A 16,395-nucleotide genomic window follows, 5' to 3' on the forward strand; every position below is an offset into this window, starting at 1 on the left:
GCCGAACAATGTCGCGTGAATTCGCGGTCATCCCGCAAACCGCTTGGCCGCCGCTAGGTCTCGTTAGCCCGTCGAGCGATCAGCCCCGCGCAGACCGGCATCTCGCCCTCGCCCCCCAGGTTGACGCCGTCGACCAGCCTCCAGCCGTCGGGCAGCGACCAGGCGACCGCCTCGTGCCCCAGGTTGAAGGCCAGCAGCAGCGCGTCCGCCCCCTCCCCGCGCTGGAAGATCAGCAGCGGGCTGTTGGTGTCGAGGAAGGTGATCGCGCCCGTGCGCAGCGCCGGGTGGCTGCGGCGCAAGGCGATCAGGCGGCGCGCGACATGCAGGGTCGAGTTCGGGTCCGCCTCCTGCGCGTCAACGGCCAGCGGCAGGTGCTCGGGATCGACCGGCAGCCAGGGCTCGACCGCCGAGAAGCCGGCGTTCAGAGAATGGGCCAGCCAGGGCATGGGCGTGCGAGCCCCGTCGCGACCTAGCGTCTGCGGCCAATTGGCGATGGCTTCGGGATCCTGCAGCCGCTCGAACGGCACATTGGCCTGAGGCAGGCCCAATTCCTCGCCCTGATAGACGAAGACATTGCCCCGCAGGCCCATCAGCAGCAGCAGGGCCATCTCGGCGAAGGCCTTGCGGTCGCGGCCCTCGGCCCAACGCGACACCGCGCGCGGGGCGTCGTGGTTCGAGAAGGTCCAGGACGGCCAGCCCTCCCCGTCCGCGCCGGGCCACATGGCCGCGCCCTGCGGGATCATGTCGCCGGTCAGCTTGTCGGCGTAGAGATAGAGGAAGCCATAGGCGCTGTTCAGACGGTCCTCGCCCGCCGTGAACAGCTTCATCTCGCGGTCAGCGTGGTCGCCGCCCACCTCGGCGACCGAGAACCGGCCGCCCGCCGCGTCGGTCAGCGCCCGGATGCGCGACAGGAACTTCGGGATGTCGGCGTGGCTCTGGTTGTGGATCTTGTCCTGGAAATCGAACGGCCGCGTGCGTTTTCCGCCCGGCGGCAGCGGCGGATTGTCGGTCAGGGCCGGGTCGTGCATCGAGAAGTTGATGGCGTCGAAGCGGAAGCCGTCGACGCCCTTGTCGATCCAGAACTGGGTGACGGCCAGCAGCGCGTCCTGGACCGCCGGATTGTGCAGGTTCAGCTGCGGCTGGCTGCTGAGGAAATTGTGCATGTAGTACTGGCCGCGACGGGCGTCCCAGGTCCAGGCCGGGCCGCCGAACACCGACTGCCAGTTGCTGGGCGGGCTGCCGTCGGGCTTGGCGTCAGCCCAGACGAACCAGTCGGCCTTGGCGTTGGTCCGATCCTGCCGGCTCTCGGCGAACCAGGGGTGCTCCTCCGAGGTGTGCGAGAAGACGAGATCGATGATGATCTTCAGGTCCAGCGCGTGAGCCTTGGCGATCAGGGCGTCGAAGTCGGCCAAGGTCCCAAAGATCGGGTCGACATCGCGATAGTCCGAGACGTCGTAGCCGAAGTCCTTCATCGGCGACTTGAAGAACGGCGACAGCCACACGCCCTCGACGCCCAGCGAGGCGATGTGCTCGAGGCGGCCCGTGATCCCCGGCAGGTCGCCGACGCCATCGCCGTTCGAGTCGGCGAAGCTGCGCGGATAGACCTGATAGATCACCGCCCCGCGCCACCACTCGCTCATCAAGGTCTCCGCACGGGGCTTGGCTAGAACTTCAACGGTCACGGTCGTCCCTCGGAAACGCATAGCATGTAGTCGAGCGGCGCAAGCTCGACGGAATAGCTGCCCGGCGCGGCGGCGCTGGGCTGGCAGGCGCCGCGCAGAGCGCGCCAGGACGCCGAACCGGCCTCGACCTGGACATTCGCCCGGATCGGCTTGTCGCTGGTGTTGAAGACAGCCAGAACCTCGGTCCCCGCCAGCAGGCGCGAGAAGGCGAAGAGGCCCGGCTGCTGGTCGGCGACGCGCGTCACCTGACGGCCCTCGCGCAAGGCCGGCGTCGCGGCGCGCAGGCGGGCCAGCTCGGAGATCCGCCGGTAGAGGACGCCTTGCGGATCGAAGGCCGATCTCGGCCCGGTCGTCGCCGTGCCGATCAGACGATTGTCGTTGTAGCTGGCGACCTGGCTCGGGAACATGTCCTCGCGCGCGTCGGCATAGTCGCCATCGCCGGTGAAGCCCTGCTCGTCGCCATAATAGATCGTCGGGACGCCGCGCGCGGTCAGCAGGATGGCGTTGGCCAGGGTCGCGCGCGCGAGGAGCTCCCCGTCGCCGATTCCTGGGCAGGCCTTCGCCAGGAACCAACCGATGCGCCCCATGTCGTGGTTGCCCAGGAAGGTCGGCAGCTGAAGAGCGCCCGCCGCGCCGCCCTCGTAGACGGAATCGGCCGCGAAGACCCGCGCCAACCGCTCCGGCCCCGCCCTGCCTGTGAGGACGTCGGTCACGGCCGCCTGAAAGGCGAAGTCCAGCACCGCCGGCAGCTTGTCGACGCGCGTGTGGCTGGCCAGGATCGCGGGGTCGGGATCGAACACCTCGCCGAAGATGTGGAAGTTCGGGATGCCCCTGGCCTTGGCGCGGGCCAGCATGGCCGGGACGAAGGCTTGCCAGAACTCGGGGTTCACATGGCGAGCGGTGTCGATGCGGAAGCCGTCGATCCCGAACTCGTCGATCCACTTTCCGTAGACGTGGATGAAGCCCCGCACGACGCGCGGATTCTCGGTGAAGACGTCGTCCAGGGTGGCGAAGTCACCGGTCAGCGAGCTCTCCCCCGCGAACGTGCTCTCGCCCCGGTTATGGTAGTAGATCGGATCGTTCAGCCATTCGGGCGTCTTGGCGCGCTCCTGGTCGCGCGGAACGAACGGCGTGTAGGCCCAGTCCGGCCGCGTCAGCTTGGCGAAGTCCTTGCCGTCGAAGCCGGCATTGATCGCCGGTCCGGCCGCCCCGCCCCTTCGCGTGTAGGGATAGTCGGCGACGCTCCGATAAGGACAATGCCCCTCCGGACATTCGCGGTACTGGATGACGTCGGCCGTGTGGTTCACGACGATGTCCATGTAGACCTTCAGCCCCCGCGCGTGGGCGGCGTCGACCAGGGCCTTGAAGTCGGCCTTGGTCCCGAAGTGCGGATCGACGTCGGTAAAGTCGGTGATCCAGTAGCCGTGATGCGCCGCCGACTCGTGGCCCGGCGCGCCCTGCACCGGCTTATTCGTGAAGATCGGCGCCAGCCAGATCGCCGTCGCGCCTAGGCCCTGGATGTAGTCCAGCCGGCGGGTCGCGCCCTTCAGGTCGCCGCCGTGATAGAAGCTGGCCCGCGTCGGATCGAAGCCGTCGACCAGCGCCCCCCGGTTCGGACCGCCATGGTCGTTGGCCAGGTCGCCATTCTCGAAGCGGTCGGGCAGCAGGAAGTAGATCACCTCATCCCGCGGCTTGCGCTGCAGATAAGGCGCGGGCGCGGAAAGCGCTGAGGCGGCGATGGCGCTCAAGCTCAAGGCGGCCAGCAGTGTGCGTCGCCAAGGCGTCATGATCGGCATCGCTCCCTCCCCGCGCCCGGTTATCGCCGGACCTCCGCTGCAATTCTTTGCAAGAATTTGCAGGGCCGGAGCGAGCCTGTCAATCCGCGTTCTCAGGCCGATTTGCGGCGATTTTCCACCTACGTCCAGCGCGACAAGTGGGACAAATAGGCCACATATCGCCGAAACCACGCGCAGGCGGGCATCCCACTCGCGCCGATTTGCACTTTTTTGGGTTGATTACATCGGATTAATTTGCAGTAATTTTCATCAACGGCCCGCCGCATCCACAAAGCGCAGAGCCGGACAGGGAGGGCGAGACTCATGAGCACTGCAATTTCGCGCCGCCGCGCCTGGCTGATGACCGGCGCAGCCACGGGCTTGGCGCTGACCGTCGCGCTGGCCGGTTCGGCCCAGGCGCAGACCGCCGCCCCCGCGCCGCAAGACAACGCGCAAGTCGAAGAAGTCGTGGTCACCGGCATCCGTCGCGGCATCGAAGGCGCCATCTCGCTGAAGAAAAGCTCGACCTCGATCGTCGAAGCGGTCTCGGCCGAAGACATCGGCAAGCTGCCGGACATGTCGATCGCCGAGTCGATCGCGCGCCTGCCAGGGTTGACTGCACAGCGCCTGGACGGCCGCGGCCAGGTCATCTCGATCCGGGGCCTTGCGCCCGACTTCACCACCGCCCTGCTGAACGGCCGCGAGCAGGTCTCGACCGGCGACAACCGCGGGGTCGAGTTCGACCAGTATCCGTCGGAACTACTGAGCGCGGTCGTCGTCTACAAGACCCCGGACGCCGGCCTGATCGGCCAGGGCCTGGCCGGCACCGCCGACATGCGCACCGTCCGCCCGCTGGCCTTCGGCAAGCGCGCCCTCGCCGTCGGCGCCCGCTACGAGTGGAACGACATCGGCGCCCTGAACGCCGGGACCAAGTCGCACGGCAACCGCCTCAGCGTCTCGTACATCGACCAGTTCATGGACGGTAAGCTGGGCCTGGCCCTGGGCTACGCCCACATGGAGTCGCCCTATCAGGCCGAGCGCTGGAATAGCTGGGGCTACCCCACCGACGCGGCCGGCAATCTGGTGATCGGCGGCGCCAAGCCGTACGTCCAGTCCAGCATGCTCAAGCGCGACGGTTTCATCGGCGTGGTCGAGTTCGCGCCGACCGACCGCTTCACCTCATCGCTGGACGTCTTCTATTCGGAGTTCAACAACCACCAGATCCAACGCGGCGTCGAACTGCCCTTGGTCTGGGGCGGCGTCCCGCTGACCAATTCCAAGGTCTCGAACGGCATGGTCGTCGGCGGCGCCTTCAACGGCGTCAAGGGCGTGGTGCGCAACGACGGCAACGACCGCGACGCCACGATCAAGTCCCTGGGCTGGAACAACAAGTGGGAGCTGGGCGACGCCTGGACCCTGGTGACCGACCTCTCCTGGTCCAAGGTCGAGCGCACCGACCAGGTCGTCGAGTCCTATTCGGGCACGGGCCGCGCCGGCGTCGGCGCCACCGACAACATGACCTTCATGATGGACGGCGACGGCAAGGCGATCTTCACCTCAACGCTGAACTACGCCGACGCCAACCAGATCAAGCTGACCAGCCCGCAAGGCTGGGGCGGCGACATCATCACCGGCGGCCAGGATGGCTATCTGAACCAGCCGACCATCGAGGACGAGCTGAAGACCGGCCGCTTCTCGATCACCCGCGACCTGGACAAGGGCCTCTCCAGCGTCGAGCTGGGCGCCAGCTACAGCGAACGCACCAAGGGCCTGGTCAACGACGAGTGGTTCCTGCGCGCCAAGGGCTCGCCGGCCAGCGTCACGATCCCCTCCTCGGCCATCGTCGGAACGACCTCGCTGGGCTTCATCGGCCTGGGCAATGTAATCAGCTACGACCCGTTCGCGCTGATCAAGTCCGGCGCCTATGACCTGGTCCGCAACCCGAACGCCGATGTGCTGGTCAAGAGCTGGGACGTCGAGGAGAAGGTCGCGATTGGCTACCTGAAGGCCAATATCGACGCCGACCTGGGCGGCGTGCCGGTGACCGGCAACTTTGGCTTCCAGGTCGTGCACACCGACCAGGGCTCCACCGCCCTGGGCGCCAGCGGCACCGGCAGCGGCGTCGTTCGCGCCAACCTCTCGGGCGGCAAGAAGTACGTCGACTTCCTGCCCAGCGTGAACCTGCGCTTCGCCCTGCCGGGCGAGCAAAGCCTGCGCTTCGCGGTCGCCCGGACCTTGGCCCGTCCGCGCATGGACCAGATGCGCGCCAGCAAGACCTTCACCTACGACCAGGCCAAGGCTGGCAACAGCAACATCAACTTCTCGCCCTGGAGCGGGACCGGCGGCAATCCGGAGCTCGAGCCCTGGCGCGCCGACGCCTATGACGTCTCGTACGAGAAGTACTTCGGCCGTCAGGCCTACGTGTCGCTCGCCGCCTTCTACAAGGACCTGAAGACCTACGTTTACGACCAGAGCGTCATCTTCGACTTCACCGGCTTCCCGATCGGCGGCGGGCCGGAGCCGGCGACGCGTCAGGGTCTCGTGACCACGCCGCAGAACGGCAAGGGCGGCTCGCTGAAGGGCGTCGAGTTCGCCGTCTCCATGCCGGGCGCGCTGCTGACCCCGATGCTGGACGGTTTCGGCGCGACCTTCAGCGCCTCCTACACCGACAGCTCGATCCAGCCGAACCCCAGCGACAAGACCCAGCCGATCCCGGGTCTCTCGAAGACCGTCGCCAACCTGACCGTCTATTACGAGAAGAACGGCTTCTCGTTCCGGATCAGCGACCGCTATCGGTCCAAGTTCCTGGGCGAGGTCACCGGCTTCGGCAACGGCCGCAACTACCGGATGGTCAAGGGCGAGTCCGTCGTCGACAGCCAGATCGGCTACACCTTCAACGAAGGTCCGATGCAGGGGCTGTCGGTGCTGGCCCAGGTCAACAACCTGACCGACGAGCCGTTCACCACCTACCAGAACAACGACACCCGCCAGGTGATCGACTACCAGCGCTACGGCCGCACCTACCTGATCGGCCTGTCGTACAAGTTCTAGCCCCCTTTCCTTCCCCCGAGAGCCTGTCCGTTTCTGATGGCGACATCAGAAACGGGTCAACAGGCTCTCTCACTTAGAGCGTTTGGAGCATGGCGGGCGGCGAAACCGCTCACACTTTCGCCTGCCATGCTCCAGGCGCCTTGAGCCCTCGCCGGTCCTGCCCGGCGAGGGTTTTCTTTTGGCTGGCGCTAGGGCTTGGGCTCGGCCGAAACGGCTTGCGGCGCCGGGGGACAGGCGCGGGTCACCTTCAGCGCGCCGCCTCCGGGCTGGGCCTTGTCGAGGGTCAGGTCGACGGTGCGCTCGCAGCCCTCGTTCAGGATCTGGACCGCGCGCGCCAGGGTGACGGGATCGGCGGCCAGACCCGCGCAGCCAGACAGCATGACGGCCATGACGAGGCCCGCCATCGGGCCGATGATGTGTTTCATCGCAAAACTCCCTTTAAGGGTTTGGGGATCAGGCCGCGTGACCCAGGAAGACGGCGCGCTCGGCCTCGCGGCGGGCGACCAGGCCCGGCAGCTCGCGGCCGCCGGCGAAGCGCCACAGGCGGAAGGCGTCGGCCGCCCCCGCGACGTCGCCGGCGATCAGCTTTCGGCGCACGCTGCTGTCGGCGAAGTCGGGACCGCCGCCGACCTCCCCGACGCCGATGTTGTAGGCCAGGCTGACCATCGCCCCCAGCTGACCGTCGCTCAGCGGCGTGCGGGGAAACAGCGCGACGACCTTGTCGCAGACGGCCTGGGCGTCGGCCTTCAGCAAGGCGTCGGCGTCCGCCCGGACCATCCCCGCCGGCCAGCGCGCGCGCCACAGCCGATAGGCGGTCTCGCGGTCGCGGACAGGCTTGCCGGCGACGAACAGCGCATGGCCCCAGCCGACGGTGTAGAGGCCGACCGGATCGGCCTGAGGCTCCAGCACGGCGGTCGCCTTGTCGCCGTCGTGCAGCCCCTCGAACCGCTTGATCAGCGCGAGCGCGCAGGCGGGAACGCCCCGCGCCGAGGGCGTGGGCATGGTTGGGGTCCTTTCGTGGGAGGTGGTTAGGCGGTCAGCCGACCGCGGGGGTGACGACCGGCTTGTCGCCGGCCGCCACTTCGAAGTGCTGGGACGAAGGCTCGTCGGCCAGGCCGTGGACGGCCAGGACGCGGCGATAGGCCGAGACCTTAGCCTCCAGCTGGCGCTTCTCGCCCTCCAGGAGGGCGATGCGGGCGTCCTTGTCGAGGATCATGCGGCTATGCTCGCGGCGCAGGTCGCTCAGCTCGGCCTCGACCTGTTCGAGGCGCTGAGCCAGGCGTTCGGCCTCCTCGCGCAGGGTGTGGATCACCCCCGAGGCGGCGTCCTGCGCCATCTGCATCAGATCCGCCTCGGCCCTGCGGGCCAGAGCCCGCCGGCCGAGGAGATCCTTGATCACCGCATAGACCCCCGGCGCGGCCACCACGGCGTAGGGCCACGTCTTGGCGAGGGCTGTGGGGAGGTCCATGGGGGTTAGGGCTGGGCGTTAGACCCGCCTACCACTCCACGACGACGAGACCGTCGCCGCCCTGGGACGCGCCACTGCCAACGCCAGCACAGCCACCGCCGCCGCCGCCGTAGCCTGGCTTCTGAGCATAGGCACTCGAACTCGCTGTCACAGCTCCGCCAGCGCCGCCAAATGCCCCACCGCCAGAGGCGAGGTAGGTGGTTCCGTTCGCATTTGCATGACCACCGCCGCCTGCGCCCGTACCGCCAGACCCCGAAGCGCCGCTCTGTCCGTAGGCCGGCCCACCGCCGCCACCCGCGAAGGCATCGCCGGGAAATCGGAAGATGGCGCTACTAGAATTGGCGACACCGTTGACGAATTGCTGTGATGCGCCGAACAGCAAGTCGAAGCCGCCCGTCAAGTTCGTTGAAGGGCCCGCTATACCAGCGCCACCTGTCGCGATAGAAGACCCAGATCGGGTAATTGAAAATGAAGCGGTGCCTCCAACGGCGCCGCCCCCTGTGGCCGCTGGTCCTGTCACGCCGTTAGACCCAGAGATCGAGCCGGAATCTCCACCAGTGCCTAGCTGCGAACCAGCGCCGCCGCCGCCCGTGGCACTGAATGCCCCGTTTGCATCGATCGAACCCGACTTTCCGCCCGCGGCATTGATGATGGTACCGCCCGAACCAGAACCACCTGCCGAGCCTGAAAGGGCGCCAGTGGTGGCGTACGTACCGCCCGCACCACCAGTTGCGGAGAGATAACTCCCGAATGAAGAGGTTCCGCCCGCTATTCCGGAGGCGGAAGTGCCACTAGTTGACACCGCGCCCCCCTTGCCAACGGTAACTGTTACGGTTTGCCCTTGGGTTAGCCACACAAGACCCATTGCGTATCCGCCGCCCCCACCACCGGTGGCGCGTCCTGGGTCGGTAGTCGAGAGCGCGCCGGAACCACCGCCGGCCAATACTCTGACACGGTAGTATCCAGCCACTGGCGCGGCGAATGTGGCCGCGTCAGTGAAGACAGAGTAACGCCCGGAACCGAAAACACCGAGCCATCCGACAGGTGGAACTGAGTTGCCGGTGAGAAAAGGCGGGGCGCTACTGGATTGGCCGGTTGGGGAGGGAGCAGCGCCCGCCCCCTGCGCCGACCCGATCCGCCCCAGCACACCTCGGTTGGAACTGCTTGGAATCGGCATGTTTACAGCCCCGCCTTGTGATGGATGATGTTGAAAGTTTCGGCGTTGTGCGTCGCCGCGTAGAGCTCGGTCGTCGCGCCCTGCAGCGTCAGACCGGTCAGCGCGTCGACGATCGTCGTGAAAGCCGGCGCCGTGCCGCTGGGCGTGGCGCCGAGCACCGCGACCTCGGTCAGGAAGAACTTCGATGCGCCGCCGTTCAGCGACAGGAAAAAGCGGATCATGCCGGACGTGGTGTTGCCGGTCGCGGTGACCCGGAGCTGTTCGGTGACGATGCCCGAGGCCGTGCCGGTGGCGACCTTGACCATCGTGCCCGTACCGTCGCGGTTGGTGTTGGCGGCGGTCAGCTGGACGATGTCAGGCGCAAGCGGCGTGGACGCGAAATTGGGCGCGGTGGCCATGTTCAAATCCCTTGTTGTTGCCAGGAAAAGAGGTTGCCGCCGTTGTCCGGGACCCACTCGGTGTCGAAGTCGACGGCGGATTTCTTGCGGAACAGCTGGCCGGGCAGACCGCCGGCGGGGAAGCCTGCGCCCGGAACGCCCGGGACGCCGCCGATGCTGATGTCCCAGTTGCTGATCGTGCCAGTGGTCGCCGAGGTCTGGGTGACAGCGACAGTCAGCGTCGTTCCGGCGTACGAGGTGCAGACGCCGACCATGAACCGGCTGGGATCGCCGTGCGCGACGGCGTAGATCGGCATGCCCTCGACAAAACTCTCGCCGCTGCTGACGGTCCAAGTCTTGGTCCCAACGGCGATCGCGTTGGACGTGAGAGACGTGGTCGAGAACGAGACGCCCGACGCGACGTTCTGGACCTGCGCCAGGATCGCGGCGGCGTCGTTGGCCTTGGTGGTCGCGATGCCGGCCTGGGTGGTGGCGAGGGCCACCTGCCCCGCGGCCAAAGTCACCTGCCCGGCGGCCAGCGTGACTTGGTTAGCCGCCAGCCCCACCTGATCCGCCGCCTGCGTCGCCTTGGTGGTCGCCGTGGTCGCGGAGGCGGCGGCCGACGCCTTGTCCGCGGTGACCTGGACGGCTAGGCCGTTCACCTCCGTCGCCAGCGCGTTCGCCTGCGTCACGAAGGTCGGCATCTGGCCGAGGAAGGCGTCGGCGCGGGTGTTGAAGTTGGCGGGATCGTTGGTGGAGGGCGGCGTGGGAAGCGCCGTGATTTGTGCGGGCACGGGGATCAGACCTCTTCGAGTTCGAGGGAAATCAGGGCGTCCTCGGGCTGGTCCATCGTGATCGTGAACCGCTTGTAGACGCCGACGATGAGCAGGGCCGAGAAGTAGCCACTGTCCTGGTCGTCCAGGCCCGACCACAGCGCCGGCGCGGCGTTGAGGTCGTCGCGCAGCTGCAGGATCCGATCGACGTCGGACTTCTTGCAGCGCAGGGTCTGGACGGTGCGCGGCACCGAGCGGCGCGGCACGAGCGTGGCGGTCCCGAAGTCGTCGCGGTCGATCTTCGAGAAGTTCAGCGCGTCGCTCTCGGCCTCGTGCAGGGTGCGACCCAGATAGACCGACGAGCCCACCACGACGCCGCCGCAGGCGACGTTCCCGTTCGCCCGGGTCAGGGTGATGGTGATGACCGCGCCGGTGTAGGGCGGCAGGTCGAAGCGCGCGAACTCCTGTTGGTAGCGGAACGCGCCGAAGAAGTAGTCGTACCAGCCGCTGGTCGGCCGCTTCAGCAGGTCGGCCGAGGCGGTGTAGACGGTGTTTCCGGCCACGCTGACCGTGACGGTCACGGTGTCGGCGACCATGCCGACGACACCGATCGAGTCCACCCGCTGGCCTGGCGTGAGCGACACGGTCAGCGGCGAGGCCGTCGTCGTACCGGTGTTGCGCAGCAGGTCGAACATCGCCCAGCGATTGGTCGGGCCGATGTCGATCCACCAGCTGTCGTCGGTCGCCGGGTCGTGGCCCAGGTTCGTGGTGACGATCGCCGTGTGCGAGCCACTTTGAGCGCCGCTGAACGCGATGGCGGACCCGCCGCTGGACGCCGCGACCTTGAAGGTGTTCGCTGTGTCCGAGAGCACGTAGTAGGTCGTTCCGGCGGTCAGGCCCGACGGCAAGGCGCCGGTCGTCGCGAAGCTGATCGGCGTATTGGCGACAAGGCCATGATTGGCCCAGGTCACGAGGCCGGTTCCCGTCGCCAGGGTGACCGCCGCAACCTTGCTCGAGATCGACTCGTAGACGCGGTGGCTGGTCGTGCTGATCACACGGTCCCCACCCTTGTAGGCGGCGCCGGCGCTCCAGACGGTCTCCCCCGCCGAAGGCTCGGCGCAGGTCGTGCTGGTCAGCATGGCGGGCGTGATGGGAATGGGAGGAAGCGCGCGCATCAGGCGGCCGCCTGGGTCTGCATGGCGCGGCCGCCCTCGGTGACGTTGGTCAAGGTGCGCTCCATCTTGTCGTTGGTGGTGGCGATGCGGGCGCTGGTGGCGCGCAGGTCGACGAGCTCCTCGCGCAGGCGTCGCAGTTCGTTGACGACGTTCTGGTCGCCGCTCTCGCCGCGCCGACGGACGTTCACAGCCTCGCCGGGGCTCAAAGCCAGGCTGAACAGCTTGGAGTCCGGAGGGCCGGAGCCGCCGACCTCGAAGCTGCCGCCGGTGGCGTACTTCAGAGAGCCCGATTGGAAATAGGACAGCTGCCCCGCCTCGACCAAGGCGTTCGCCTTTTCAATGCCGTAGGCGGACACGATGTCCATGTAGCCGGGATTGTAGCGAGCCGCCGTCTCCTTGGCGTACCGGGTGGCCTCCGTCTCAACCCCCGTGTCGTATCGGCCCATCTCGCTGTTGACCAATCCCCAGAAAAAGGAGGCGTTGTTCAGCGCCTTCTGGGCATCGGAAAGAGATGGCGTCGTGGTTGTCGCCGTCGGCGGAGTCGATGTCGCGCCAGGAACGGGTTGCCCGCCAACGGAGACCACCCCGGCCGCCGCAGCCGCCTGATTGGCCGCACGAAGCCCCGCGATCGCGTCCCGCACCGAGATCACGCTGGTGTTGATCTGGATCAGCCCCTCGACGGAGGCGTTCAAGGCCTTGAGCTGCTCCTCCGCGATCGAAGCTTGGCGGTCGGCGGTGTCGGCGGCCTCATCGACCGCCGAGCGGACCAGGCCGACGTCGCGCAGGTAGTCCTGGCTGGTCGCGACATAGTCCCGCGACGCGGCCGTGAACGCCTCGCCCTCGGTCTGAAGACGGCTCATGGCGTCGGGATCGCCAAGGCGCGCCATGGCCGCCGTCGCCAGGAACGCCTGCCGGGTCGAGCGATAGCGCCCGGCCAGGTCCGAGCCCGCGATGGTCGCCGACAGACTGGCGCTGAAGCCGCGCAGCGACTTGGACAGCTCGGCGAACTTGTCCTTGGTCGCCTGGATGGCGTCGCGTTCTCGGTTGTAGGCTTCGGTCAGCACATCCCGCGCGGCCGAGACCTTCTCGGCGGCGTCCTGGGCGGCCCAGGTGCGCCGCATGTACTCCTTCTGGACCTCGTCCTCGACGTCGGCCAGGGCCAGGTCGCGCCGCATGGACTTGGCCAGATCCGTATGGCCCTGGGCGTCCAGAAGATCAGCCAGGGCGCTCGAGCGGTCCCTGGCCAGCGCCTTGGCCTTGGCCTCCTTCTCGGCGGCGTCCGCGGCGGCCTTGGCCGCGTCCTCCACAGCCCATAGGGACTTGAGCAGCGGCAGCAGCGAAGCATCCAACGCGCTGACGGCGTCTTCCTCGGCCTTACGCGACTTGGCCAGCTTCTGGGCGGGCGACAGGACGAGGTCGTCGATCTGGTCCTGCAGCGACGTGGCCTTGTCCTCGACCGCCGCCTTGGCGGCCTCCGCCGCCGTCGCGACCTTGTCGAAGGCCGGCGCCAACGCCATCAGCGCGGCGTACATCTTGGCGCCGTCCTCGGTGGAGAGGTTCTGCGAGAGGACAAGACTCTTGAAGCCCTCGCGGTCCAGATCGGCGGGCAGCTTCAGCTCGGCCAGTTTGCCGGCGACCGCGTCCTTGACCGGCTTCAGCCGCTCTTCCTCGGTCAGGAAGTGCTCGGCGAAGAAGGACGCCTGGTCCGTCAGGGCGTCGAGGCCGCCGACCAGATCGACCAGACGCTCGCGGGCCTCCAGCGAGGCGACGCCGACCGCGCCGAACGTCATGCCGACCGACTTCAGCGTCGTGTCGATCACTTCGTACTGGCGGGCCACGCGAACCAGGGTCTCGAAGGCGCCCTCGCCCACCTCCTGGAACTGGGCGATCGCCGGGACCGCCGCCTTGGCCATGTCATCGCCCAGCTTGCCGAAGACGGCGTTCAGCGCCTCTTCGATCTGGGCGCCGGTCATGTCCTTGAACGACAGCTTGCCCAGATCGACGGTGAAGCTGGCGAGAGTCTCCTCGATCCCGGTCGCCTGCAGCGCCTTGGCGGCGTCCTTGACGCCGTCGCCCAGCGCGCCGATCAGCTTGGTGACCTGCAGCAGGAAATCCGCGTCCAGCGCGCCCGTCTGCGTCGTCACCTTGCTCTTGTTCGAGGTGGTGATCCCGAAGGCCTTCTTCTTCGTCGTCTCCAGCACCTGTTGGTAGGTCGAGCCCGACAGGCCGCCGGCGACGATGTCGGCGAGGCTGGCGGCGTCGAACGCGATGCCCTGGTCCTGCAGAGTGCGGGTCGTCGACTTGGAGAAGCCAAGGTTCGACAGCGTGGCCGACGTCCCGCTCTTGCCGAGATTCAGCCCCTCGGTGCTCAGCATGCCGCCCGCCCCGAACGAGCGCGCCAGGGCGGCGGCCACGGCGCCGATCTGGTCATCGATCGATTTCAGCGACCGGACCATGGCGTTACCGTATTCCAAGTCCTTGTTCTCGTAGGCCTGGGCGTGGGTCAGCGCCTTCTCCAGGCTCTCGGACTTGGCCTTGGAGTCGCCGAGGACCGAACCAGAGCCTTGGGCGTCCTGACGGGTCTTCATGTCGTTGGCGCCGGGGACGGAGCCGCCGCCGGGCTTGCCTTTGATCGCCGCGCCGACCTGGACTAGGGCCGCGAGCACCGCGGCGCCGGCCAGCAGGTTGAACGGAAATGGCAGGCTGCCCAGGATTTTAGCGTAGGCGGTGGCGGCATAGGCCGCTTGTTTCGGGGCTTCAGCGGCTGCGACACTCGCCGTGTCAGCGCCGCGTAGCGCCATCGACTTGATCGTGTTCAGTGTCTCGATCGTGTGGAACGCGATCTCCGCGACCTGCATGGCCTTGTAGCCGTCGGAGCCTTCTTTGAAGAACCCCTTCGCAGCGCTGGCCATGGCCTCATAGCCTTTGACCCTGGCTTGATCGCGCTTGGCTTGTTCCTCGGCCGTCAGGGTGCGTCCGGCCGCCTCCCTGTCGATCTTCGCGACCTCCAACGAATAGGCTGAGAAGCTCGTCAGCAGACCGCCTAGCGCCTTACCGCTTTTGCCGAAGGCCGCCTCGAACTGTTTGCTGAGCTCGGGCGCCAGCGCATTGACGTCCGTGAGCTTCTTGATCAGCTCATCGAGGCTCTTGGTGATCGGATCGACAAAGGACGTCAGTCCTTCGACGTTGGCGACAGCGGGCCGTACGCCCTCCAAAGGCGCCTCTTGAGAAGCCGAGATAGGCTCCTGAGAGACTGCGGCCGTTCGTGCTTCGGATTTGCCGGGTGCCTGGGTGTTCGTCCGCCGGACCGAATCTTCCGCGTCCTTCACGGACCCGCTGATTTTGCCGGCCTCATCCTCGATCCGGTCCTTGGCGATCTCGACGGCGCGGCCGGCGATCTCCGCCGGGATGTTCATGACGCCCTCGAAGCCGCCCTTGAAGCCGTTTCCGAAGGCGGCGCTGATCGCGCTGCCCGCCGACTTTGCCGCGCCCTCGAACTGGTTCGCCAACTTCCCGACCTGAACCTGGCCTAGATCGGGGAGCTTCAGCGACAGTCCAAGCTGCTTGGCCAACCAGTTGACCGTGCCGATCAGGCCGTTGGCGATGCCGATCGCGCCATTGACCATCCTGCCCACACCATCGAGCACGAAGTTGACGCCCGAGATGATGATATCGCCCATCGCCGCTGGCAGCACCGACCAGGCCACGCGGATGGCCTGGACCGCGCCGGCAAAGGCGCCGACCGCAAAGGCGGCCGCCTTCAAGGCCACGTCAGTCACGGTGTGATAGACGGCCATGAAGCCGTCCCCGATCGCCTTCAAACCAGGTCCGAACGCCGCCCGCAGCCGCTCGCCCAAGGCCTCGAATGTGGCCTTTGCGACATCGCCCATGGTGACGGACTTGTCTTTAACCCGCCCCATCTGCTCTTCGGTCAGGCCCATGTCCTTGGTGAGGTCGCCGGCCTTCTCGCCAATGTCGTGCGCGGCGATGGCGAAAACGGTCGCGACGCCCGCCGCCGCGACGGCGATGCCCGCGAGGATCGCCCCCAGGGGCGCTAGAGCGACGCTTTCCGCAGCCGCCAGTTCGCCCGCCGCGACGGTCTGAGCCTCCAGAGCCGCCGTCGCCATCGCGGCCGACACGGCGTTCACATCCTGGGCGGCGGCGGCGCCCGTCGTGGCCACCTGCAGAATCCCGGTCGCCAAGCCCAGCGACTTGAAGGTCTCGACGAGGCTGACGCCATCCATCCTGGCCTTAAGCAGCGTCTTGGCGACGTCACCGCCCTTCTCGGTCAGGACCTTCATCGGCGCCTCGCCCGACGCCAGCGCCGACACCGTATCGATCATCGTTCCGCCGAGCGTCTGAGCGGTTTCGTGGACCTTCTTCAGCTTCTCCGCGCTCTTGCTGGCGGCCGCTTCGGTCCTGCCGAGGGCTTCCGAGACCGCGCCCTGACCTTCAGAAACCGACACGCCCGCCGATTGCATCTGAACCAGCGCCTGATTGTAAGTGTTGATAGCCACGCCGCTCTGCTGGATCACGATGGCGGTGGCCTGCAGGCGATCGCCCACATCCTTCAAAACGCTGCTGAGTGGGGTCAGCGCGCCTAGCAGGGCGGAGAACCGGCTATCCAGCTCCGCCACCCCGCCAACGGCCTTGGCCGCCTGCCGTGAGAAAAGACCCGTCTCGGTCGCCAGGCTCTCGATGTCCTTGGCCGCCCTGGCCGCCTGCTTGTCGAAGGCCCCGATGGTCGCGGTCAGCTGGTCAGTCGCCTTTTTGGTCGCCAATTGCGCGACCGTCAGGCCCGCGGTGGCGATGGCAGCCTTCTTCAGCCCCGCGGCCAGCTCATCCAGATCCTTGTCAGCCACAACGGCTCTCCCAAAAGGTTCGGGCCGCGCTCCGCCTGCGCGGAGCAACGGCCCG

At 67.4% G+C, this 16,395-nt stretch carries 10 protein-coding genes; 1 reads left to right on the forward strand and 9 read right to left on the reverse strand.

What is annotated here, in order from left to right; all coding sequences use genetic code 11:
* Positions 1-53: 53 nt before the first annotated feature.
* Both CSW60_RS04890 and CSW60_RS04895 read right to left on the reverse strand, forming a co-directional pair.
* On the reverse strand, positions 54-1,703 hold the full coding sequence (locus tag CSW60_RS04890) for an alpha-amylase family glycosyl hydrolase (RefSeq protein WP_099536180.1): 1,650 nt from the start codon (positions 1,701-1,703) through the stop codon (positions 54-56).
* On the reverse strand, positions 1,679-3,478 hold the full coding sequence (locus CSW60_RS04895) for an alpha-amylase family glycosyl hydrolase (RefSeq protein WP_099536181.1): 1,800 nt from the start codon (positions 3,476-3,478) through the stop codon (positions 1,679-1,681). The genes CSW60_RS04890 and CSW60_RS04895 overlap by 25 nt, the downstream gene beginning before the upstream one ends.
* Positions 3,479-3,781: 303 nt before the next feature.
* On the opposite strand from CSW60_RS04895, the gene CSW60_RS04900 reads away from it, so the two are divergent.
* Entirely contained in the window at positions 3,782-6,508 is a 2,727-nt protein-coding gene (locus CSW60_RS04900; RefSeq protein ID WP_099536182.1) for a TonB-dependent receptor, read from the forward strand.
* Positions 6,509-6,696: 188 nt separating this feature from the next.
* On the opposite strand, the gene CSW60_RS04905 is transcribed toward CSW60_RS04900, so the two are convergent.
* The 7 genes from CSW60_RS04905 to CSW60_RS04935 all read right to left on the reverse strand — a co-directional run bounded on the left by CSW60_RS04905 (position 6,697) and on the right by CSW60_RS04935 (position 16,340).
* On the reverse strand, positions 6,697-6,933 hold the full coding sequence (locus CSW60_RS04905; protein ID WP_099536183.1) for a hypothetical protein: 237 nt from the start codon (positions 6,931-6,933) through the stop codon (positions 6,697-6,699).
* Positions 6,934-6,961: 28 nt separating this feature from the next.
* Entirely contained in the window at positions 6,962-7,510 is a 549-nt protein-coding gene (locus tag CSW60_RS04910; RefSeq protein WP_099536184.1) for a lysozyme, read from the reverse strand.
* A 34-nt stretch (positions 7,511-7,544) separates the two neighbouring features.
* The gene (locus tag CSW60_RS04915) at positions 7,545-7,976 is read right to left on the reverse strand and encodes a hypothetical protein (protein WP_099536185.1); all 432 of its coding nucleotides are present in this window, start codon (positions 7,974-7,976) and stop codon (positions 7,545-7,547) included.
* A 1,179-nt stretch (positions 7,977-9,155) separates the two neighbouring features.
* Positions 9,156-9,551, reverse strand: a complete 396-nt coding sequence (locus CSW60_RS04920; protein WP_099536186.1) for a hypothetical protein — start codon at positions 9,549-9,551, stop codon at positions 9,156-9,158.
* Between the two features lie 2 nt (positions 9,552-9,553).
* A complete protein-coding gene (locus CSW60_RS04925; RefSeq protein ID WP_099536187.1) occupies positions 9,554-10,324 on the reverse strand; it encodes a hypothetical protein in 771 nt (256 codons plus the stop codon).
* Positions 10,325-10,329: 5 nt separating this feature from the next.
* A complete protein-coding gene (locus tag CSW60_RS04930) occupies positions 10,330-11,478 on the reverse strand; it encodes a hypothetical protein (protein WP_099536188.1) in 1,149 nt (382 codons plus the stop codon).
* Positions 11,478-16,340 (reverse strand): hypothetical protein, encoded by a 4,863-nt coding sequence (locus tag CSW60_RS04935; RefSeq protein WP_099536189.1) that lies wholly within the window; start codon positions 16,338-16,340, stop codon positions 11,478-11,480. Before CSW60_RS04935 ends, CSW60_RS04930 begins: the two co-directional genes overlap by 1 nt.
* Positions 16,341-16,395: the final 55 nt, after the last annotated feature.

Origin of the sequence: Caulobacter sp. X (genome assembly GCF_002742635.1) — a bacterium.
GTDB lineage: Bacteria > Pseudomonadota > Alphaproteobacteria > Caulobacterales > Caulobacteraceae > Caulobacter.